Source organism: Vibrio cholerae ATCC 14035 (genome assembly GCF_000621645.1).
GTDB lineage: Bacteria > Pseudomonadota > Gammaproteobacteria > Enterobacterales > Vibrionaceae > Vibrio > Vibrio cholerae.
This window is the reverse complement of the sequence record NZ_JHXR01000011.1, coordinates 106840-130268: the sequence shown is the minus strand read 5'-3', so window position 1 is coordinate 130268 and position 23429 is coordinate 106840. Positions and strand designations below refer to the sequence as shown.

General features: G+C 48.8%; 19 protein-coding genes. 6 read left to right on the top strand and 13 right to left on the bottom strand.

The features are described 5' to 3' along the window. Positions 1-44: 44 nt before the first annotated feature. The 8 genes from T411_RS0108350 to pilM form a co-directional block, all read right to left on the bottom strand. Complete coding sequence (locus T411_RS0108350) at positions 45-1520, bottom strand: ExeA family protein (RefSeq protein ID WP_000050195.1); 1476 nt, start codon at positions 1518-1520, stop codon at positions 45-47. A 54-nt stretch (positions 1521-1574) separates the two neighbouring features. Next, positions 1575-2660, bottom strand: a complete 1086-nt coding sequence (gene aroB, locus T411_RS0108345; protein WP_000439805.1) for a 3-dehydroquinate synthase — start codon at positions 2658-2660, stop codon at positions 1575-1577. Between the two features lie 27 nt (positions 2661-2687). Beyond that, positions 2688-3212, bottom strand: a complete 525-nt coding sequence (aroK, locus tag T411_RS0108340) for a shikimate kinase AroK (RefSeq protein WP_000818616.1) — start codon at positions 3210-3212, stop codon at positions 2688-2690. 186 nt (positions 3213-3398) lie between these two features. Continuing rightward, positions 3399-5114, bottom strand: a complete 1716-nt coding sequence (locus tag T411_RS0108335; RefSeq protein WP_000788426.1) for a type IV pilus secretin PilQ — start codon at positions 5112-5114, stop codon at positions 3399-3401. A gap of 25 nt (positions 5115-5139) precedes the next feature. After that, the gene (locus tag T411_RS0108330; RefSeq protein ID WP_000792032.1) at positions 5140-5658 is read right to left on the bottom strand and encodes a pilus assembly protein PilP; all 519 of its coding nucleotides are present in this window, start codon (positions 5656-5658) and stop codon (positions 5140-5142) included. Continuing rightward, positions 5648-6238 carry a type IV pilus inner membrane component PilO gene (locus tag T411_RS0108325; protein ID WP_000157690.1) on the bottom strand — a complete coding sequence of 197 codons (591 nt, stop codon included), beginning with the start codon at positions 6236-6238 and terminating at the stop codon, positions 5648-5650. Before T411_RS0108325 ends, T411_RS0108330 begins: the two co-directional genes overlap by 11 nt. After that, positions 6231-6815: a PilN domain-containing protein gene (locus T411_RS0108320; RefSeq protein ID WP_000902745.1), complete on the bottom strand. Its 585-nt coding sequence runs from the start codon at positions 6813-6815 to the stop codon at positions 6231-6233. The genes T411_RS0108325 and T411_RS0108320 overlap by 8 nt, the downstream gene beginning before the upstream one ends. Then, positions 6805-7821 carry a type IV pilus assembly protein PilM gene (gene pilM, locus T411_RS0108315; protein ID WP_000520444.1) on the bottom strand — a complete coding sequence of 339 codons (1017 nt, stop codon included), beginning with the start codon at positions 7819-7821 and terminating at the stop codon, positions 6805-6807. Before pilM ends, T411_RS0108320 begins: the two co-directional genes overlap by 11 nt. Before the next feature lie 142 nt (positions 7822-7963). Between pilM and T411_RS0108310 the strand changes: the two genes are divergently transcribed. Further along, positions 7964-10441, top strand: coding sequence for a penicillin-binding protein 1A (locus T411_RS0108310; RefSeq protein WP_000668744.1), 2478 nt, complete (start codon positions 7964-7966; stop codon positions 10439-10441). A 73-nt stretch (positions 10442-10514) separates the two neighbouring features. On the opposite strand, the gene oxyR is transcribed toward T411_RS0108310, so the two are convergent. Then, positions 10515-11408 carry a DNA-binding transcriptional regulator OxyR gene (gene oxyR / locus T411_RS0108305; protein WP_001025909.1) on the bottom strand — a complete coding sequence of 298 codons (894 nt, stop codon included), beginning with the start codon at positions 11406-11408 and terminating at the stop codon, positions 10515-10517. Between the two features lie 139 nt (positions 11409-11547). On the opposite strand from oxyR, the gene T411_RS0108300 reads away from it, so the two are divergent. The 3 genes from T411_RS0108300 (at position 11548) to T411_RS0108290 (ending at position 14294) form a co-directional block, all read left to right on the top strand. Further along, entirely contained in the window at positions 11548-12279 is a 732-nt protein-coding gene (locus T411_RS0108300) for a glutathione peroxidase (RefSeq protein WP_000495223.1), read from the top strand. 71 nt (positions 12280-12350) lie between these two features. Further along, complete coding sequence (locus tag T411_RS0108295) at positions 12351-13805, top strand: dihydrolipoyl dehydrogenase (protein WP_000809405.1); 1455 nt, start codon at positions 12351-12353, stop codon at positions 13803-13805. A gap of 234 nt (positions 13806-14039) precedes the next feature. After that, positions 14040-14294 carry a DUF3624 domain-containing protein gene (locus tag T411_RS0108290; protein WP_000742074.1) on the top strand — a complete coding sequence of 85 codons (255 nt, stop codon included), beginning with the start codon at positions 14040-14042 and terminating at the stop codon, positions 14292-14294. 250 nt (positions 14295-14544) lie between these two features. Here T411_RS0108290 and argH read toward each other — a convergent pair whose 3' ends face one another. The 4 genes from argH to argC form a co-directional block, all read right to left on the bottom strand. Continuing rightward, positions 14545-15921 (bottom strand): argininosuccinate lyase, encoded by a 1377-nt coding sequence (gene argH / locus T411_RS0108285; protein ID WP_001240133.1) that lies wholly within the window; start codon positions 15919-15921, stop codon positions 14545-14547. A 232-nt stretch (positions 15922-16153) separates the two neighbouring features. Further along, the gene (locus tag T411_RS0108280) at positions 16154-17368 is read right to left on the bottom strand and encodes an argininosuccinate synthase (protein ID WP_000049171.1); all 1215 of its coding nucleotides are present in this window, start codon (positions 17366-17368) and stop codon (positions 16154-16156) included. 75 nt (positions 17369-17443) lie between these two features. Then, positions 17444-18232: an acetylglutamate kinase gene (gene argB, locus T411_RS0108275; protein ID WP_001281558.1), complete on the bottom strand. Its 789-nt coding sequence runs from the start codon at positions 18230-18232 to the stop codon at positions 17444-17446. Between the two features lie 9 nt (positions 18233-18241). Further along, complete coding sequence (gene argC, locus T411_RS0108270) at positions 18242-19243, bottom strand: N-acetyl-gamma-glutamyl-phosphate reductase (RefSeq protein WP_000921321.1); 1002 nt, start codon at positions 19241-19243, stop codon at positions 18242-18244. A 155-nt stretch (positions 19244-19398) separates the two neighbouring features. Between argC and argE the strand changes: the two genes are divergently transcribed. Both argE and ppc read left to right on the top strand, forming a co-directional pair. Next, positions 19399-20535, top strand: coding sequence for an acetylornithine deacetylase (gene argE, locus T411_RS0108265; RefSeq protein WP_001130865.1), 1137 nt, complete (start codon positions 19399-19401; stop codon positions 20533-20535). Positions 20536-20741: 206 nt separating this feature from the next. Next, complete coding sequence (gene ppc / locus T411_RS0108260; RefSeq protein ID WP_001003593.1) at positions 20742-23372, top strand: phosphoenolpyruvate carboxylase; 2631 nt, start codon at positions 20742-20744, stop codon at positions 23370-23372. Positions 23373-23429 lie beyond the last annotated feature (57 nt).

Here is a 23429-nt window from a genome sequence, read left to right as displayed (position 1 = left end):
AATAAGGCTGCGGAATGTAACATATTTTTCAGCGAAGCTCAGGTTTATTTCTTACGCTCGATTTCTCGCTGAACTTGGCTAAGTGATTTAGCCCAAGGACCTAACGCTTGTAGCGAAGCAGAGAGTTTTTCTGAGGCATCACGCGCCATTTGGATGGTGGGATAGTTGCCCATAGTGACAATAAACCACTCGACATCGTTACGCAGTGTTGGGTAAACGTAGACTTTCCCTTGTAGCTTGTGCTCGTCGATAAAGCCTTGCACATCTTGCAGAGAATTCATCGCCGCCAACTGCAATGTGTAGCTGCGTGGTGACATGGCTTTCAGCTCATCACGCGCAAAAGAGAAACTCACCGATTTAGGCTGAGCATTCTGCACTTGTGTTTGCTCTAACGTTTGCGTTTTCAGCTCCGTCGCCGCTTGAGTTGACTCTACTAAGTTGTTGATCGCCGAAGTATCAGCGGTGTCTGCTTTGCCTTGCAGCAGGGCATCCACCACATCAGAGTTGATCACGACGCGCTTACCGTCATCGGCAATGCCGACACTGGCTGTGGTATCCACCACATCCGGTGGCAAAGCAGAGGTATCATCGTCGGCACCAAAGTTATCGCCTTCAGCATCAGAAATGCCATCGCCATTTGCGCTTGAGGTACCGTCTTGAGCTAGAGGGTTTGCTTCGGAGTTGAGGGTTGGAATCGCGGTTTGTTCTGCGACCTCGCCTTCAAGCAGGCTACCCTCTTGTGGAACAGGCTTAGACAGCAGCCACCAATAACCTCCGCCCAGCAACAACAAGAGAAGTAATACGACCAAGGCAATATTAAACGGAGAGCCAACAATCGAGCGGATCACCACCCGTTTTTCATTTTTCGTTTCCGCCAACGCCATAATTTCCCCCGGTAACGGATTGATCTTCTTATAAGCATTACGCACTTTACGCTCAACTTGTGGATCAACATAGCGCATGACGCGATTTTCGAATAAACGATCTGCTTCATCTTCGGAGAGCATCTCAATTTCTAAATCGACAGGCTTATGTTCTTGCCCATAACTTAAACGCGTTAATAACGCATCCAGACCATTGTCTTGAGCAAACAGCACCACATTGACGTTCCAGCGTGGATTGGTTTGTGCTTCGAGTACCAACATCCACAATTCGGAAACCAAAGACTCAGAGAGTAAATGGGCATCATCGACCACAATCACGATATCGCAATTTTGATCTTCAAATAGACGCGCGAAGCTTTCCGCTAAGGCGTCTTTGGAATTGTAAAGTGGCTCAGAAAACAGCTGTGACAACATCGTCACGCGACGCTGCTCGTCACTTTGGTTAGGATGGCACATGAGCAAAGATTGGTTTTTATCTTGCGCCCAACTGTCTAAAAATCGTTGCGCGAGCCACGATTTCCCCGCCCCTTGGCGACCACAAACATTCACCAAGTTAGAACCAAAACGGGTCAGCAGTTGCAGCCGTTCCAGTAACTCAGTTTGCGATTCTAAATCCAGTTCATGTGCCAAGCTCATTGGGCCATCCTAATGACAATTGTCTGATATCAAAATGTTCTGCAAGTCTCTCGATTACACCGTGCGACAATACTCTATCGCTTGGGCAATCACGGCTTCAGGTACCCCTTTTACGACCGCTGACGTGCCGATACTGGTCGGTAACACCAAACGCAGTTCCCCTGCCAACACTTTTTTATCGCGCATCATGTGCTGCATGAAATCGGCAAAGGTCATGTTCTCTGGGGTTCGCACAGGCAAATGCGCTTTTTTCAGTATAGCTAGGATACGTTCAAATTGAGATGCATCGATAAGGCCTTGTAATTGAGCCGTTTTCGCCGCCATTACTGTACCCGCAGATACGGCTTCACCGTGCAGCCAATTGCCATAGCCCATGTGTGCTTCAATTGCATGGCCGAAGGTGTGACCAAGATTGAGTAACGCACGAATGCCCGACTCTTTCTCATCTTGCGCGACCACCTCGGCTTTGATTTGGCAGCAGCGCGCAATTGCGTAAGTGAGCGCTTGTTCGTCCAATGCGTACAAGGCCTCCATCTGTGCTTCTAGCCAGTCGAAGAAGGCTGAGTCGTAAATGATGCCGTACTTGATGACTTCCGCCATGCCAGCGGCAAATTCACGGGCGGGCAGTGTAGTCAAACAGTCCGTATCAATCACTACCGCTTTGGGTTGATAAAAAGCACCAATCATGTTTTTACCGAGCGGATGATTGACCGCGGTTTTCCCACCGACCGAAGAATCCACCTGCGACAGCAGTGTGGTCGGTATTTGAATGAAATCAACGCCACGCTGATAACAAGCCGCCGCGAAACCGACCAGATCACCAATCACTCCCCCACCTAAAGCAATGACAACCACATCACGGCTGTAGTTATGCTCAAGCAAAAAGCTCATCACAGTGTTGAAGGTTTCGAGAGTTTTGTACTGTTCGCCATCGGGCAGTTCCAGCAAAGCATGCTGGCAACCGATGTGATCAAGTAATGAAATGATCGCAGGCGCATACAGCGGAGCGACAGTGTGGTTGGTGACTATCACCACCTTCTGCTTAGCAGAGAGGGAAAGAAGAGCCGGATTGGCAAACAATCCGGCACCGATTGAGATTGGGTAGCTACGTTCACCTAAGTTGACCGTAATCCGCTCCATGGTTTTGCACTCCAATTCGAAGAAACATTACATTATGTGTTCTTCTAGCATTTTTACGATCTGATTGGCTACCACTTTTGCACTTTGATCGTCAGTGCGTACCGTGATGTCCGCAATCTCTTCGTACAGAGGATTACGATCTTCAGCCAATTGCTCTAGCACTTCACGCGGGCAATCCGTTTGCAGCAGTGGGCGCTTTTTATCGCGATTGGTACGTGCTAATTGTTTTTCGATAGTAGTTTCGAGGTATACAACGATACCGCGAGCAGACAGTCGGTTGCGGTTCTCTTTACTAATTACTGAGCCACCACCCGTCGCCAGTACGATACCCTGTTGCTCGGTTAGATCATTAATAACGGCTTCTTCGCGCTTGCGGAAGCCTTCTTCACCTTCAACATCAAACACCCATGCGATATCCGCTCCGGTACGTTCTTCGATAACCGTATCAGAGTCGATAAACTCCATGTGCAGTTGTTGAGCTAGGTGTCTACCAATTGTGCTTTTGCCAGCGCCCATAGGGCCAACAAGGAAAATATTGCGTTTCTCAGCCATGTTCAGCAGTAATTTACAACGTTAATTCAATGACATCGCCACAAGAGTTGCTGGACATACGCCAACCATAGGAATGCTTGTGGCACCTATTCCTCACCGATATTTCGTGATAAGACCCGAAATTATCTAGATATGGTGCCACTATTGCAACTTTAATTTTTGTTCGCTTGTTACGCACACGCTAAGTTATTGAATGACCACTTTCGGCGTGACAAAAATCAGCAGTTCACTTTTGCCCATTTGCTCATAGGTTCGTCTGAATAACGCCCCCAAAACAGGCAAGTCCCCCAGCAGTGGCACCTTATCTACCGAATTATTGATGCTGTGTTGGAAAATGCCACCCAACACCACAGTTTCTCCGTTATTCACCAACACTTGAGTGCCAATACGCTGAGTATCGATCGATACCGCTTCACCCGTACCGGTTTTCACCGTTTCACCGCGTCGGTCTTGGGTCACACTCAAGTCGAGCACCAAGCGGTTATCTGGGGTGATTTGTGGTGTCACCTTCAAGCTTAATACCGCTTTTTTAAACGCGACCGTAGAGGCACCACTGGAAGACGATTCCAGATAAGGGATCTCAGTACCTTGCTCAATATAGGCAGGCTGTTTATTAGTGGTAATCAAACGAGGGCTAGAGATGATTTCGGCCTTCGATTCATTTTGTAATGCTGAAAGCTCCAAATCCAACAACGTACCTGAGCCCAATTTAGCGACTTGGAAAGCAATCGAAGACGCATTGGCAGAGGTGGAAGCCAAATTCACATTTAAGAATTCATCCACCGGAAATTCATCATCCGCCAATAACCCTTTTTGCCATAAGTTACTCTCTATGCTTCCTCCGACCGAGTGGCTACCATTGGTCGACATCACGCCCCAGCGTACCCCCAGCTCCTCCAAGTTACCTTCTTTGACGGTGACAATCCGCGCTTCGATTTGAACTTGTTTGACCGGAATATCCAGCGATTCAATGATCTCGCGGATCACAGCAATATTATCGGGCAGCTCTCGGATCAATAGCGAGTTAGTTCGTTCGTCGATGCTGATCGAACCTCGTTCAGACAACATGTTAACGTTGCCTTCACCGCCGATCATCGCCGCAATGTCAGACGCTTTGGCAAAGTTAATCTTGATGATTTCTGATTTTAAATCGCCCAACTCTTCTGCTAAACGGGCTTTTTCGAGCGCTTGTTTCTCGCGCAAGTCGAGTTCCTCTTTCGGCGCAATCAAAATCACATTACCATCGACCCGTTTATCGAGCCCTTTGACTTGCAGAATAATGTCCAACACTTGCTGCCAAGGCACGCCATCCAAGCGTAAAGTCAGGTTACCCACCACCGAATCGGAAACCACTAAGTTGAAACCGTTATAATCGGCAATCAGCTGCAGTACGTTACGCACCGGAATATCTTGGAAGTTAATTGAAATCAGCTTGCCTTCTTTTTCCAAGACACTCTTGGGCTTAGGCTTTTCATCGGCTTTGAGTTTACTGATCACGACCTCAAGGTATTTTCCTTTTAAGGTATAATCGTGCTGAAACTCCCCATCGACAGTCACAACCAGTTGTGTGCTTGGCTCTTTACGGAATACTTCCACGCTCTCAACAGGGGTCGAAAAATCTTTCACATCAAGCAGATACAGCTTGTCATCCGCCACATCGGTTTTCAGGAGTTCAATGCTCAACCCTTCTTGGACTTTTTGCACATCCACGACCGCCGATGGCGAAGCCAATTCGACAATTAAGACCGCCGCCTTCTCTTTGTTGACCCGAAAGTCGATGTTTTCCAACTGGTTGGCGGTAGCGGATTCAGCACTAAACACCATGGAAGAAGCACAAAGTGCCAAACCAACCCACAAGGTCAGCCAAGTCTGTGCGACATAAGTTTTCAATCCATTTTTCATCGTTATATCTCTATACTTCAACCGATTATTTTAAAGCCAGCTTGACGTTACGCTGATTCCAACACCCTAAGCCATCAGGCAAAGTTTCATTAATTAACAAATAGTTGTCGTCGACTCGGGTGACTTTGCCATTATTGATTCCGACATATTGACCCGCCTTAACCTTGACCACACTCCCTGCCGGCGTTTGCACTAAGGCAGAGATACTGCCCCCGCTGCTCATCACCCCTTTTAAGCGCAATTGGTGCAATGGATAACGCTCCAACGGCCCATTTTTCGCACGTGGCACGGGTTGCCAACAGTCGGCTTTGGCCAGCGGTTGGTTTTGCACTAACGCTTCTTTCGGTAAGACAAACGGCTCACGCCCCTTGTGCTGCTGATAGGGCGTGGCTTCAAACTCTAAAATGGGTTTGAGCTTAGTTACTTCTTTGCGCGCTTCACGCTCAACTTGCGCGACGTATGAGGTCAAATCATCTTGGTTCGCCTTACACCCGACCAACACCAGCAAACTCATCAGCCATAATCCAAGTGGCTTATTTTTCATCATCCACCTCCTGCTTAAATTGGTAGGTGTAGGCTCTGACTCGAAAGTGCAGCGTGCTACTCTCTTGGCTGACACGCTGCCAGTCCACATCGTCGAAGTTGATGATGCGCGGTAACTTGGCAATCGCTTGCGAAAAATCGCCAATATCGTGATAGCTCCCCGTCAGTTCGATATTGAGCGGTAAGCGGTAAAGAAACTCTTGGCTTTCACGCTCCCCCCAATCAATCCGCGTAAAGGTAAGCGAACTATCGAGCCCAAGCTGGTTGACTGACGCCAGCATGCTGGCTAACTCTTTTTGCACCGGTAGCTGGCGCAGTAAAAAATCGTAACGCTCTTTGAGCTCGTCCAACTGAGCTTGGATCTGCGGCAATACCGCCACTTTATTGGCTTTGATGCGCAGTGTCGCCTTGACGGTTTCCTCTTCCTGCTTTAACAGCGCAATCTCGTCTTGTTTGGGCATGAGATAGAACCAATAACCAGCACCTTGGATCAGTAGCATGATAAGCAGAATCACCACCAACTGAGGCAGCAGCGGCCATTCACTAATTTCATCCAGTTCTAGCTCTTGTAGACTAGCCATTGTGTGCACCTCCCGCTTGCGGGTTAGAGGCTGGGGTTAAAATTTGGAAGGAGACTTTAAAGCTCTGAAATTGCTTACCAAATCGCTTATTCCCTGAAACGATTTCATGCATTTCAACATCGGTTAATTTGTCCGACTTCTCCAAGTTATCGAGCATGGTTGCCAAGCGAGCGGTGGAATCGCTAATCCCGGTTATTTCTATCTGATGGCCATTCATCTTGATCTTGTCGACATAGACGCCTTCAGGGATCAGGTTGGGCATTTGGTTCATAAACTCAGTCGTTTTATTGCGCTTTTGCTGCAGTTGCTCCACCACAGTCAAACGGGTCAATAACGCCTTATGTTCTTCTTCAGCGATCTTCAACTTAGCGATCTGCTGATCCAGCGAGAAGATATGTTGTTGCAAATAACCAATCCGCTCTTGTTGCAAAGCCATTTGTCCGCCCAAGTATTCGCCTGCTGCAAATTGCATCAACACCGCCAGCAAAACACCGAGTGTCACTAACCCCAAAAAGCGCCGCTTATGTGCTTCACGCCGTGCATCACGCCACGGCAGTAAGTTGACCTTATGCAACATGCTCACTCTCCAACCAAGCTAAGCCTCGCAATGCAAGACCGGCGGCGGTACTAAAACGCTGGCCATCAACCAGTGGGCGTTTGCGTTTTGCCACATTGTTTTTGAACAGTGAAAACGGATTGAGCACTTCGCAAGGCAGTGACAAGCGTTGATAAAGCGCGTCCTCTAAACCAGAAAGCGTGGCACCGCCACCCGATAGCCATAACCCGCCAAGACTTTGAGTCCCGTGCACCGAAGTAAAAAGCTGGATTTGCCGCGCAATTTTGTCGACCAATTCTTGAATAAACCGCTGCGTGGGATCGTGTAACAGTGGATGATTCAATGAGTTCACAGCACTGGGTTCTGATTCCAATTGACGAGTTCCTAATGGCACGTCTTTGTAAAAGGGCATTTTTTCCGGAAAATCGAGGCACAATGAACTTTGGGTGTAGCCAATATCCACCAACATCCAGTCTGGACGTCGATACGCACGGCTAGCGAGTTGCCATAAATGCAACAAACTATGTACTTGCACATCCATCAACACTGGTTCAAAACCCGCTTTTTTAACGGCATGCAAACGACTGTCGACCACGTCTTTTTTGGTGGCATACACTTGGAAGGTCGTCGTGCTGCTGCGGGCGAGGCTTTTTTCCGTCACTTTGACGAAATCGAGGCTCAGCTCTTCAACGGGGAATGGAGATTGATGCGAAAAGGCTTGATAGACAGCAAATTCCAGCTCGCGCTGCTCAAGATCGCTATCTATTTGTAATACTTTGCTAATCACGGCGCTATCCGGGATTGCTATCGCGACTTTATGACTAAATAGAGGCAAACCCTTTTTTAGTTCTTTTAGTTTCTTTACAATTTTCTGATAATCGAGCGTGTGATTATCGGTGAAAATATCAGCGGTAACGAGCAACTCCTCATACCCCACAAGCGCATAAGTGTCGCCCATAGGTTTGAGCACCGCAGCTTTAATGCTGTGGTGGCCGATATCAATACCCGTAACTAATGATTTACCCATGAGGCTAAGCTCCAGTAAAGAGGTTCAGCTCGATAGACCTATTTTCTCAATAAATAGGCAGATGATATTTTGCGAGCTAAGGTTTTAGCCTAGAGTACAAGGGTTTGCATTAGTGCAGCCTCAACTAAACAGGGATTCTCCGGTGAAGTTCATAAAGCGTTTATTAGTATTTTCATTGATTTGCATTATTCTTGGAGTCACTACAATCTTTGGTTTCTATTTTTATGTGAAATCAGATCTGCCAGATGTAGCCACTCTACGTGATGTCCAATTACAAACTCCGATGCAAGTCTTCAGTCAAGACGGCAAACTGATCGCCCAATTTGGTGAAAAGCGCCGCATCCCGCTCAAGCTGGAAGAAATGCCTAAAGAGTTGATCGAAGCGGTGATTGCGACCGAAGACTCTCGCTACTACGAGCACTACGGTTTTGACCCGATTGGTATCACGCGTGCCGCCTTTGCTGTACTCGCCTCGGGCAGTGCTTCGCAAGGTGCCAGTACCATTACTCAGCAGCTTGCGCGTAACTTTTTCCTCTCTAATGAGAAGAAGGTGATGCGTAAAGTCAAAGAGATCTTCATTGCGATCCATATTGAGCAACTGTTAAGCAAGCAAGAGATCTTAGAGCTGTATCTCAACAAAATTTACCTCGGCTACCGTTCTTATGGCGTCGGCGCGGCTGCGCAAGCGTATTTCGGCAAAGAGGTGAAAGATCTGACCTTAGGTGAAATTGCGCTGATTGCAGGCCTACCAAAAGCCCCTTCAACCATGAACCCTATCTATTCCGTCGAGCGTGCGACCAACCGTCGTAATGTGGTGCTGCAGCGTATGCTGGATGAAAAATACATCACTAAAGCAGAATACGATGCTGCGCGTGCCGAACCTGTGCTGTCGAAATACCATGGCGCAGAGATTGAGTTAAACGCACCGTATGTGGCTGAAATTGCTCGCGCATGGATGGTTGAACGCTACGGTGAAGAAGCTGCTTACACGTCAGGCATGAATGTCTACACAACGGTCGACTCTAAGTTGCAAAGAGCCGCCAACCAAGCCGCGATCAATAACCTGTTGGCTTACGATGAGCGTCACGGTTATCGCGGTGCAGAAAAAGAGTTGTGGCAAGTCAATCAACCGGCTTGGAGCAGCACTCAGCTGTCTGAATACCTGAGCAATGAACCTACCTATGGCGATATGTTCCCTGCCGCGGTTCTCAGCGTTGAAGAAAAATCGGCCCAAGTGTGGGTAAAAAGCTATGGTGTGCAAACCATCGCTTGGGAAGACATGAATTGGGCGCGCCGTTTTATCAACGACGATCGCCAAGGCCCACTTCCGAAAAGTGCCAATGAATTTTTAGCCGCAGGACAGCAAATTTGGGTTCGTCCACGCACCCAAGATGGCGCGATTACCGCTTGGAAGCTAACTCAAGTTCCGAATGCCAACACCGCATTTGTCGCGATGAATCCAGAAAACGGCGCGGTCACTGCGTTGGTTGGTGGTTTTAACTTTGTGCACAACAAATTTAACCGAGCTACCCAGTCAGTGCGTCAAGTGGGTTCAAGTATCAAACCATTTATCTATTCTGCGGCACTGAATAAAGGACTCACTTTAGCCACGCTGATTAATGATGCGCCGATTAACCAATGGGATGAGAGTCAAGGCACGGCATGGCGTCCGAAGAACTCACCACCAACCTACACCGGCCCAACACGACTGAGAATTGGTTTAGCCCAATCGAAAAACGTCATGGCCGTGCGCGTTTTGCGTGAAGTGGGTTTGGATGAAACACGCGAATACTTAACTCGCTTTGGTTTCAAATTAGATCAGTTACCGCGCTCTGAGACGATTGCGCTCGGTGCAGGCAGCTTGACTCCTGTACAAATGGCACAAGGCTTCTCGGTTTTTGCTAACAATGGTTACTTCGTTGAACCTTTCTACATCAGCCGCGTCGAAAATCCATTTGGCAACATTGAGTTTAGCGCAGAGCCGAAAGTCGTCTGCCACCGTGAATGCTCATCGGAACTTGATGAGTTTGCCGAGCAAGACGCAGCAAGCCCTTATGCCCCGAAAGTGATTTCCGAGCAAAACGCTTTCTTAACGCGTGAAATGCTGTACAGCAATATTTGGGGTGGCGGTGAGTGGAGCTCAGATACCGGTTGGAACGGTACAGGCTGGCGAGCACAGGCACTGAAACGCCGCGACATCGGTGGTAAAACCGGTACCACCAACGACTCAAAAGATGCATGGTACAACGGTTATGCCCCAGGCATCGTTGGTGTGGCTTGGGTGGGCTTTGATGATCATAGCCGTAACCTAGGGAAAACAGCGCCGAATAGAAACATTGAAGATGATGTTTCCGGTGCCGAATCGGGTGGTAAAACCGCCTTGCCAGCTTGGGTTGAGTTTATGTCTCTCGCGCTACAAGATGTGCCCGTTCAACAGAAAGCGGTACCGAACAATATCGCTCGTGTTCGCATTGACCGCGATACGGGGTTACTGACCAACAAACTCGACTCCAGCTCGATGTTTGAGTATTTCGAAGCCGGCACTGAGCCGACAGAGTACGTCAGCGAACATGTCAATGAGTCCATCTATTCGACCAGCTCTGGTGAAGAGCTGTTCTAGTAAACTCTGGTACAGAAAACCGAATAAAAAGAGGCTGAATCATCAGCCTCTTTTTTGTATTCGATTCGCCGTCTTACTCGCTTTGCTGTAAGCGATGTTTAATCACTTCTGCCAACTGCTCAAACCGCTGGCGTAAAGGCGAGCCTGGTCGATAAGCCAAGACGAGTCGACGCGATGGAATCGGGTTAACCGCCCGCAGGTAACAAACCCCATCTTTGGTTTTATCTTCAGGTAAGGCTAGCTCAGGCAATAAGGTGATCCCCGCGCCTGCAGCCACCATATTGCGCAACGTTTCTAAACTGGTGGCTTTAAAGCGTTCATCATCTTTCGCTCCCGCAGCAAAGCAAAAACCTAACGCTTGATCGCGCAGGCAATGCCCATCTCCTAAAGCCAATACGGTCTTACCTTTCAGCTCCAGCATGTCCACTTCGTCACGCGCCGCCCAAGCATGATCGCAAGGCACTGCAATGCTCAACACTTCGTTATACAGCTCAATTTCTTTAAAAGGTGCCGTCTCTTCCACCGAAGCGAGCACCAAGCAATCCAGTTTGCCCTCTTCGAGCTGACGCACTAACTGGTTAGTCTGCGCTTCATGCAGATACAGCTCCAATTCAGGGAAACGTTCTTTCAAAGTAGGAATGATCTTCGGCAGTAAATACGGCCCTAAGGTCGGAATAAAGCCGATGTGCAACGGCCCAGTCATGGCTCCGGTTTGCTGGTTAGCCATATCTTTAAACGTTTTCACTTCCGAAAGGATTTTCTTTGCCTGATCAACCAGTTGTAGCCCCGCTTCGGTAAACAGAACTCGACGACTGCTGCGCTCAAGCAAAGTCGTTCCAATTTCATCTTCCAACTTACGGATCTGGCCACTCAAGGTGGGTTGGCTGACAAAGCACGCTTCTGCCGCTTTACGGAAATGCTTGTGGTCAGCTAATGCGACCAAGTATTCAAAATCACGAATGTTCATAGCTTCCCCAGATAGAATGCATCTATTAAAACCATAGCATTAAACGATTAGAGCTATCAAAGCTTTTCTTTAACAATAGCCATCAACAACGAAACACATCCTATTGATTTAAAATTAAATTTCACAAATGAGGAACACAATGTTTACATCTAAAGAAGGTCAAACCATTCCACAGGTTACTTTTCCTACTCGCCAAGGTGACGCTTGGGTCAATGTGACTAGCGATGAACTGTTCAAAGGCAAAACCGTTATCGTGTTTAGCTTGCCGGGTGCCTTTACTCCAACCTGTTCATCCACTCACCTACCGCGCTACAACGAGCTGTTTCCTGTCTTTAAAGAGCATGGTGTCGACAGCATTCTGTGCGTATCGGTCAACGATACTTTCGTGATGAATGCTTGGAAAGATGACCAAAATGCCGACAACATCACCTTCATTCCTGATGGTAATGGTGAATTTACCGATGGTATGGGCATGCTGGTGGATAAAAATGACCTTGGCTTTGGTAAACGCTCATGGCGCTACAGCATGCTGGTTAAAGACGGTGTGGTAGAAAAAATGTTTATCGAACCGAATGAGCCGGGCGACCCGTTCAAAGTATCGGACGCCGATACCATGCTCAAATACATTGCCCCTCAATACAAGGTGCAAGAATCAGTGACTATTTTCACTAAGCCAGGCTGTCCTTATTGCGCCAAGGCGAAACAAGCGCTGATTGATGCCGGTCTACAGTATGAAGAGCTGATTTTAGGTAAAGACGCTACCACAGTGAGTCTGCGCGCCGTTTCTGGCCGTACCACGGTGCCGCAAGTGTTTATCGGTGGTAAACACATTGGTGGTAGCGACGACTTAGAAGTCTACCTAAATCAATAAGTTTCTAGGCTTCCATCCGGGAGCCTAAAACTGCCCTTTCAGACTGAGAACAAACCGATTGAGGATCCATAATGAAACAGATTCACGTTGATGTCGCCGTAATTGGCGGTGGTACTGCTGGCCTTGGCGCTTATCGTGCAGCGAAAGCTTACACTCCGAATGTGGTGATGATTGAAGGCGGCCCTTACGGCACCACCTGTGCGCGAGTGGGTTGTATGCCTTCCAAACTGCTGATCGCCGCGGCAGAAAGTGTACACCAGATTGAAAAAGCGCCCGGCTTTGGGGTTTACCCGCAAGGTGAAATTGTGATTAATGGACGTGAAGTAATGGATCGCGTCAAACGCGAACGAGATCGCTTTGTCGGTTTTGTGCTGGAAGGGGTGGATTCCATTCCTGAACAAGACAAGATTACAGGCTACGCCAAGTTTATTGATAACCATACGCTGCAAGTGGATGATCACACGCGTATTCATGCCAAACGTATCGTGATTGCGACGGGTTCTCGCCCTGCTTATCCAGCAGTATGGAATGAGCTCGGCGATCGCCTTGTGGTCAATGATGACGTATTTGAGTGGGATGACCTGCCACAAGCCGTCGCGGTGTTTGGTCCGGGTGTGATCGGTTTAGAGCTTGGCCAATCCCTGCATCGTTTAGGGGTAAAAGTGAAAGTGTTTGGCTTAGGCGGTCAAGTAGGACCACTCACTGATCCTGACGTCATGGCTTACGCGAATCGTGCTTTCCAACAAGAGTTTTATCTTGATGCAGACGTCAAAGTCGAAAGCATGAAACGTATTGCTGGCGATAAAGTGGAAATCCAATTTATCAACCAACAAGGAGAGCTAGAAACCTTCATCGTAGATTATGTACTTGCCGCAACAGGTCGTCGTCCCAACGTTGATAAGCTCGCACTGGACAATACCGATGTGGCACTGGATGAGCGTGGTGTACCCAAAGCAGATCACTACACATTGCAAACCTCGGTACCTTCAATCTTTATTGCAGGCGATGCCAGCAACCAAATCCCGCTGCTGCATGAAGCCGCAGATCAAGGACGCATTGCCGGCGATAACGCAGGCCGCTTCCCTGACATTCGCGCGGGTTTACGCCGCTCGCCAATTTCTGCGGTGTTTTCTGATCCACAAATCGCTATGGTCGGGGAAACCTATAAGCAGCTGACTCAGCGTCTGGGTAACTGTGGCTGCTTTGCCGTGGGTGAAGTGTCGTTTGAAAACCAAGGCCGTTCACGTGTGATGCTGCGCAACAAAGGCTTGCTGCATGTGTATGGCGAGCAAGGCACTGGCCGTTTCCTTGGTGCGGAGATGATGGGACCGAATGCTGAGCATTTAGCACACTTGCTGGCTTGGGCGCATCAAAACCAGATGACCATTTCGCAGATGCTCGATATGCCTTTCTACCATCCGGTAATTGAGGAAGGGGTACGCACTGCTCTGCGTGATTTAAACGCGAAGCTGCACTTAGGCCCTGAGATGATCAAACACTGTTTGGATTGTGGTCCGGGCTGTTAATTTCCCGCGCACTCAGAACCGATTCTTTCTGTAAAAATGCCAAAGCCTGAGATCAACCTCAGGCTTTTTTGGATTAGATTGAATTTGCTGTTGAGCTCATTCAATTCTCACTGCCCTTAACTCTGCACTCAAGCTTCGGCATCATACTTGCGCTGAGTTATACTCCTTGATGTTTTAGCAACTCGGTGTTGTTCACCGACTGATAATCACATCTTTTGGCTTAAGGTGAAGCGTATGGCTTGTGGAGAGTGTAGCGAACATTGGTTTTGGAAAAAAATTGGTCGCTGTCAACGCTGTATGGATCAACTCACGGTGTTGTCCGTTGTCGTGTGGATCATTTGGTTTTGGGGCTTTAAAGAGGATCCCGCCAGCATCGAGTCGATCAGCTTGATCCTTGCGGGGTTTGCCTTTAACGGCTTACTGTTTCTGCATTTATGGATAAAGTATGTGATCTTGCCTTGGCGTAAACGACAAGGAAAAGAGGATTAGAACCCGAATTAAACTTTCTGCTACGCAGAAAAGAAAAAAGCCCTAAACCTAGTACAGATTTAGGGCCTTCTTAGAGTCTTCTAAGAAAAAGCAGTGGTACAGTAATAGACAGAGCTCTAAGCAAAAGGTTCATAAAAAAATGATCTTTTTTACGATCTTTTTTCTCCGAGATGATTCCTCTTATTACTCAAATAGTTGCACCACTGTTTTTTTCCATTTATCTCATAGGATCGACCAGCTCGCTGAAATGTTAAGACTTCACGCGCGCTTGAGCTTGCTGAAGAGCATGCGCCACTTGTTTGGGCGATACCCCACCGAGTGCGCAGCGTTTCTCTAAACAAGACTCAATAGTCAGGATCGGATAGACATCCTGCTCAATCAAAGGCGAAAACTGTTGCAGCTCCGCCAGACACAACTCTTCCAACGCTACACCCTTGCCAATAGCTGCGACTACCGCTACCCCGACAATATGGTGCGCCTCGCGAAATGGAATGCCTTTCGCAACCAGATAATCCGCCAATTCAGTCGCGTTCGAGTAGCCTTGCTTGGCCGCTTCTAACGTACGCGCCGCATTGACTTTAATGCCATCAAAGCAAAGTCCCGCCATTTGCAAGCAATCAAACCAAGTGTCGAGCGCATCAAACAGCCCTTCTTTGTCTTCTTGCATGTCTTTGTTGTACGCGAGAGGCAGAGCTTTGACTGTCATCATCATCCCAGCCAATGCACCATAGACGCGTCCGGTTTTGCCGCGGATCAATTCAAGTGCATCGGGGTTTTTCTTTTGTGGCATCAGTGAAGAACCAGAGGTCACCGTATCAGCCAATTCAATAAAGCCCGCTTCACCAGTGGTGTAGAAGATCATATCTTCCGCCAGACGCGACAAATGCAGCATAGAGATCGATGCGACTGACATCAGCTCCATCACATGATCGCGATCGGAGACCGCATCCAGCGAGTTACGTGTTGCGCGAGTGAAACCAAGATCCGCCGCTAACACCTCACGATCAATCGCGTAAGCGGTTCCCGCTAATGCACCTGAACCCAGTGGTGAGGTGTTTAAACGCGCTAGAGCATCAGTCAAACGGGACTCATCACGCTCAAACATCTCCAAATAAGCTAAACACCAATGAGTAAAAGTTACTGGTTGCGCGCGTTGCAAATGGGTGTAGCCCGGCAAAACTGTCGATTGATGTTCAGCAGCCACCGCCACCAACTGTTGTTGCAGCGTTTTCAGAGCAAGCAGCAGATGAACGCCCTGATCGCGACACCAGAGCTTAAGATCGGTTGCGACCTGATCATTACGTGAACGCCCTGTGTGCAGTTTTTTACCAAGATCACCGACTTGCTCAATCAGCTTCTGCTCGACCCAAGAGTGAATATCTTCTGCATCAGAGGCTAAGATTTGCTCCGGATCTTGCTGAACCGATTGCAATAGGTGATTTAACGCCTGCTCTAACTGTTGTTGCTCCTGCACGCTCAAGACATTGACGGAGACCAAGGCTTTTGACCAAGCGATTGATCCAACAATATCTTGCTCAGCCAATCGATAATCAAAACGTAAGGAATCGTTGAATGATTTGAACCGACTGTCTGCCGCTTGGGTAAATCTTCCGCCCCATAATGCCATGCTTAATCTCCTGTTTTCCTCTCACCGCAACCGCCGTCGAGGATGTGATAACTGAAAATGTCCCCCAAACTCATGGAGTGGCAGGTAGGCGGCAAGTGAGTGAATCCCCATGAGCATAGATAAACTATGTGATTGGGGTGAATGAACGTAGCCAACACCGCTGCAACTTCAATTAGGAAGGGGATAAGGATCGCAGTGCGATCCTTATTATATAAACCGATGACTGCGCTGATTACTGCTTGTTTTGGCTCAGAGCGCGGATGCGGCTTGACAGCGAATAGAGACGGATGAAGCCGCCTGCGTGGCTGTGGTCATACACTTCATCGGCACCAAAGGTCGCGAAATCTTCTGAGTAGAGGCTGTTAGCCGAACGTTTTTGCGTTGCAACGGCTTGGCCTTTATACAGTTTAATCACCACTTCACCGTTGACATCTTTCGCTAGCTCATCGGCTGCCGCAAATACCGCCTGACGTAGTGGCGTGAACCAACGACCATCATAAACAAGGTGTGACGCTTTAATACCCAGCTCTTCACGGAATTCGAATGAGGTTTTATCCAGCACCAGTTGCTCAACCGCGCGCAGCGCTTCCATGATGATGGTGCCTCCCGGGGTTTCGTAGCAGCCGCGAGATTTCATACCCACCAAACGGTTTTCCACGATGTCGATACGACCTACACCATGCTTTGCACCTTTTTGGTTGAGGTACAGCAAAGCGTTGTAAGGGGTCATGGCTTCACCATCAACAGCGACCACTTCGCCATGAGCCACTTGCAGCGTGACATATTCCGCTTCGTTAGGCGCTTGCTCAGGATCGACGGTCCACACCCAGCAATCTTCGTTTGGCGCATTCCATGTGCTTTCCAGAACGCCACCTTCGGTAGAAACGTGCCATGCGTTGGCATCACGCGAGTAGATCTTGGTTAATGACGCGGCACAGGGAATGTTGCGCTCGGCAAGGTAATCCAAACACGCTTCACGGCTACGCAGATCCCACTCACGCCAAGGCGCAATCACATGCAGATCTGGAGCCAGTGCCGCAAAAGCACCTTCAAAACGCACTTGGTCGTTACCTTTGCCAGTACAACCGTGCGCCAGTGCATCCGCACCCACTTTACGCGCGATTTCAACTTGTGCTTTAGCAATCACCGGACGCGCCATGGAAGTACCGAGTAAGTATTTACCTTCATAGTAAGCGCCAGTTTTCAGCGTTGGGTAGATGTACTCTTTTACGAATTCTTCTTTCAGGTCAACGATGTAACATTCAGAGGCACCCGATGAGAGTGCTTTGGCTTCTACGCCTTTCAGCTCTTCATCACCTTGACCAACGTCAGCCACAAACGCCACCACTTCACAGTCATAATTTTCTTTTAACCATGGAATGATCACCGACGTGTCCAGACCGCCAGAATATGCCACAACTACTTTTTTAACTTGTACTTTACTCATTGATGTATCTCCATATTCCTGGCTCTGCGCTTGGCGGTCAGTGCTCAGGTTTAATCAAATTAGTGACTTAAAATCTTAAGGTAGAAAACGGGTGCCGATGCTTTCGCCGCCAAATAACTTGGCGAGCTTCTCTGGGTAACGCCAGGTAGCCACTTCAATCGGACGTCCTAAATCTTGCGCCGCTTCCAATGCCGCTTTCACTTTGACGATCATGCCGTCGGTAATCACTTTGCCGGCAATCAGTGCATCCGCTTGTTTAGCATCTAAGGTGGCGATGAGGTGGCCTTTGCCATCCAGTACACCGCTGACATCCGAGAGCAGGACCAATTCCGCATCCAGAGCACCCGCCACAGCCACCGCCGCTTGATCAGCGTTGACGTTCATCATCTGCCCTTGCGCAGTTAGGCCAATCGAGCTAATGATGGGCATCGCACCGGTAGCCAAAATCGCTTGCAGCAAAGTGGAATCTCCCGGCGTGGCTTTACCGACTGCGCCCAGTTCAGGATCTAATTCCTCGACGTGGCACAAACCACCATCCGCCAGTGACAAACCTACGGCATTGATGCCATCTTTGATCGCTTGGCCTTGCAGCATCTTGTTGGCTGTACCTGCGAGAGCGCCGGCAATGATCGGAATTTGATCATACGGAGTGACGCGCAAACCGTCTTTCTTGACCGATTTGAGTTGCAGCTTCGCCATCAAGTCGTCGACCAGATAACCACCGCCATGCACGATCACGATGCGTCGTTGGGCTTGGTTCTGGTATTGGGCAATCGCACCAAACAATTTGCTAAGTGTCTCTGCGCAATCGAGCGCCGCACCGCCTAACTTAATCACTAAAGGACTGAGCTTAAGATCTGACATGTTGAACCCTTACACCAACGCGGTTAATTCATCGAAACCGTAGTGAATATTTAAACACTGCATCGCTTGACTCGATGCGCCTTTCAATAAATTGTCGATAGCAGACACCACTATGATGTGACGTCCTTGTACCTTCCAGCCGAGGTCACAAAATGGGGTAAACTCGACATCTTGAATCCGTGGTAAACCATTGCTGAAACGCACCAATGGCTTATCTTGATACGCCTTGCTAAAAGCTTCTGCGACTTGCTGCTCGGTGACACCATCCGCTAATTTCATTGTGATGGTGGCCAGAATCCCGCGCTTAAAGTTGCCAAGATGCGGGGTGAAGATCACCTCACAGCCTAGATGAGTCGCAATTTCTGGTTGATGACGGTGGTTAAACACACCGTAGGGCTGCAAGCTCACTTCACAGAAGCTGTTGGTCATGGTGGCTTTACGCCCCGCACCAGAGACACCACTCACCGCGTTAATCACTGGCCATTGGGTAGTGTCGATTAACCCATCCACCAACAGAGGCTTAATCGCCAGTTGCGATGCCGTTGGGTAGCAACCCGCAACAGCAATCATAGGGCTGGTTTTGATTGCTTCCGCATTCCACTCAGCCAGGCCATACACCGCTTTTTCCAACCATTCAGAATGCTGATGCGCAAAGCCATAAAAGGTTGGATAAAACGCTTCGCTCTGCACCCGAAATGCACCAGACAGATCAAAGACCTGACAACCTTGAGCGAGAAATTGCGGCGCGAGGTCATGACTCACTTCATGCGCGGTGGCCAGAAAGACCACATCACACTCGGCCGCAACAGTATCCACATCAGTCAAGGCTTGCACTGGCATATCAATCAGCCCTGCCACTCGACCATGCAACTGCGCCAGCGATTTGCCCGCATCCACACTGTTGGCGGAAACGTATAAACCTGATAGCGTGAGTTGTGGGTGTTTGTGCACCATAAGAGCCAGTTCTGCTCCGGTGTAACCGCTTGCGCCGATGATGGTGGTTTTTAACATCAAAAACATCCGTATTAAGTGGTGAAAGAGAGCGAACAACGCTGACTATTCATCTTTCAAAATTGCGATTAATTGTTTTTTTATTCACTTAAAGTGATTTAATATGTGTTTTACCGTTTCACCGACACTCTGTCAATAGCAGGAGCAAAGATAAAATGCCGTTACCCAGTTTCCTTGAGGTCTATGAAGGCCTGATTTCAACCTCTTCAATCAGTTCGACCGATGCGCGCTGGGATGAAGGTAATGAGCAGGTGATCGCAAAATTAGCCGATTGGCTCAGCGCGCTCGGTTTTTCGATTCAAATTGAGCAAGTCGCCCCGAATAAGCAGAACTTGATTGCCAAACTCGGTAGCGGTGAAGGCGGCTTATTATTAGCAGGACACAGTGATACTGTGCCGTTTGATGAGGGTCGCTGGAATTACAACCCGCATGCGCTCACGCAAGTCAATAATCGCTTCTATGGATTAGGGACCGCGGATATGAAAGGTTTCTTCGCCTTTATTTATGAAGCGGTGAAAAACGTCGATTGGAGCAAACAAACCAAGCCGCTGTATGTGCTGGCGACCTGCGATGAAGAAACTACCATGCTCGGTGCACGCCACTTTACCGAAAACGCCCCATTTAAACCGGATTACTGCATCATCGGTGAACCCACCAGCTTGGTGCCGATCCGCGCGCACAAAGGCCATGTGGCGAATGCCATTCGCGTGACCGGTAAATCTGGCCATTCATCCAATCCAGCGCTGGGGGTTAATGCGATTGAGATCATGCACGAAGTGCTGTTTGCTCTTATGCAGCTGCGCGATCGCTTAATTAAAGAATATCACCATCCGGGATTTGAAATTCCGACTCCAACGCTGAACCTTGGTCACATTCATGGTGGCGATAGCCCAAACCGAATTTGTGGTTGCTGCGAACTGCATTATGACGTTCGCCCTCTTCCAGGCATTAGCTTAGATGGTTTAGATAACCTGATGCATGACGCTCTACGTGAGGTACAGCAAAAGTGGCCGGGGCGCATTGAACTCGTCCCGCTGCATGACCCGATCCCCGGTTATGAGTGCGCGCATGACCATCCGTTTATTCACGGTATTAGCGAAATCTGCGAGCAAGAAGCGCAAACCGTGAATTACTGCACCGAAGCCCCTTTCTTGCAGCAAGTTTGCCCGACCTTAGTGCTTGGCCCTGGTTCGATCGATCAAGCTCATCAGCCGGATGAGTTTTTGGCGTTTGAATTTATTGACCCAACGGTACGCGTGCTATCACGAGCCATGCAGAAATATTGTTTCTAAATTGATCGCCCTGAGTTCAACCTCAGGGCTTTTTTGTAAGAAATTTTCAATAATTTGGTGTTTTTAGTTAAACAATCTCTGCACCAACGCGGATGACAATAAATGGAATCTTAGTCTTAACCGCAAGTCCACTGGACAAAATGGTCAAGATTGTGTAATTAACTGAACTCACATTGGATGTAATTTTTTTTCAAGGCAGGATGACAATGAACGAAAAATACGCTGCGCTCAAAAGTAACGTAAGCATGTTAGGACGACTACTCGGCCAGACAATTCAAGCCGCCGATGGTGACGTTATTTTAGCGAAAGTGGAAACCATCCGAAAACTTTCCAAATCTGCCCGAGCGGGCAACCAAGCAGACCGCGAGCTGCTGATCGAAGAGATCAAAAATCTTCCTAACCACCAACTGACTCCCGTGGCTCGCGCCTTTAACCAATTCCTGAACCTGACCAATATTGCCGAGCAGTATCACACCATCTCACGCCACTGTGAAAGCCACGTGAATGAGTTGGATGCGATTGGTAGCCTGTTTGCTAAACTGGCGCAGAAGTCGGTCAGTAAATTCGATACGGCGCAAGCCATTCGCGATCTCAACATTGAGCTGGTATTGACCGCTCACCCGACTGAGATCACTCGTCGCACTATGATCAACAAGCTAGTCAAAATCAACGAGTGTCTGTCCAAACTTGAGCTCAGCGACCTCTCTCCGAAAGAGCGCCATAAAACCGAGCGCCGCCTTGAGCAATTAATTGCCCAAAGCTGGCATTCGGATGTGATTCGTCAGCAGCGTCCAACGCCATTAGATGAAGCCAAATGGGGGTTCGCAGTCGTAGAAAACTCATTGTGGCACGCCGTCCCTGAGTTTTTGCGTGAGCTGGATGAACAGGTGAAATCTTACCTAGGTGAAGGTTTACCGATTGATGCACGCCCTGTGCATTTCTCATCTTGGATGGGTGGAGATCGCGATGGTAACCCCTTTGTGACCCACACTATCACTCGCGAAGTGCTGTTACTGTCACGCTGGAAAGCAGCCGATTTGTATCTCACCGATATCAATGAACTGGTCAGCGAACTTTCGATGACCAAGTGTAATGAAGCCGTACGCGCTTTAGCCGGCGAAGAGCACGAACCTTATCGCGCCATCCTCAAGCCAATACGAAGCTTGCTGCAAGAGACGATTGAAATTCTTGATGCAAAACTCAACGGCCAAAAACTGGCAGTAAAAGCTCCTTTGCAAACCGCAGATCAGTTGTGGGAACCGCTCTACGCGTGTTACCAATCACTGCATGAGTGTGGCATGGGCGTAATCGCAGATGGTTCCTTGCTCGATACCCTGCGCCGCATTAAAGCCTTTGGCGTGCATCTGGTTCGCCTCGATGTTCGTCAAGAGAGCTCACGCCATGCAGAAGTGATCTCGGAACTGACTCGTCATCTCGGCATCGGCGATTACAATCAGTGGAGCGAGCAAGATAAAATCGCGTTCCTGACCACAGAGCTGAACTCGAAACGCCCACTGCTACCACGCGATTGGCAACCGTCGCCTCAAGTCAAAGAGGTGTTGGATACCTGTAAGATCATCGCTGCGCAGTCCAAAGATGCCTTTGGCGCTTATGTCATTTCGATGGCGCGTACTGCATCGGATGTCCTCGCCGTGCACCTGCTGCTGCAAGAGGCAGGATGTCCTTATCGTATGGATGTTTGCCCGCTGTTTGAAACCTTAGATGACTTGAACAATGCAGAATCGGTGATCCGTCAACTGATGAACATCGATCTGTATCGCGGCTTTATTCAGAACCACCAAATGGTGATGATTGGTTATTCCGATTCCGCCAAAGATGCGGGGGTGATGGCGGCAGGCTGGGCGCAATACCGAGCGATGGAAGCGCTAGTGAAAGTTGGCGAAGAAGCGGGGATCGAACTCACTCTATTCCATGGTCGCGGCGGCACAATTGGTCGCGGCGGTGCTCCTGCACACGCGGCACTGCTTTCTCAGCCACCAAAGAGTTTGAAGGGCGGTCTGCGTGTAACCGAACAAGGCGAAATGATCCGCTTTAAACTGGGTCTACCTGAAGTGGCGGTCAACAGCTTTAACATGTACGCCAGCGCTATTTTGGAAGCCAACTTGCTCCCCCCACCAGAGCCTAAAAATGAGTGGCGTGCGCTGATGGATATTCTGTCGGAAATTTCATGTAATGCTTACCGAAAAGTCGTGCGTGGTGAACCAGACTTTGTTCCTTACTTCCGTCAAGCCACACCAGAATTAGAACTCGGCAAGCTGCCATTGGGTTCCAGACCCGCCAAACGTAATCCTACTGGTGGAGTCGAGAGCCTGCGAGCCATTCCATGGATCTTCTCATGGAGCCAGAATCGTCTCATTCTTCCTGCTTGGTTAGGTGCGGGTGAAGCGATCCAAATTGCCATTAATGAAGGACACCAAGCGCTACTTGAAGAGATGTGCCGCGAATGGCCATTCTTCTCAACTCGCCTTGGCATGCTGGAAATGGTGTACACCAAATGCAGTGTAAGCATCGCGCGTCATTATGATGAGCGACTTGTTGAACCGACTTTGCGTCCATTGGGTGAGAAATTGCGTGCTCAATTACAGCAAGACATTAAAGTTGTTCTGAACGTTGAGAATAACGAGAACCTGATGCAAAGCGATCCTTGGGGACAAGAGTCGATTCGTCTGCGTAACATCTATATTGAACCACTCAATATGCTGCAAGCAGAACTGCTGTATCGTACCCGTCAATCAGAACTTCCTGCTCCAGAACTGGAAGAAGCCTTGATGGTGACCATTGCGGGAATTGCGGCGGGAATGCGCAATACTGGTTAACAAATCGCTAAATGTCAGTATAAAAAACTAAAAGGTCACAACTTTGTGGCCTTTTGT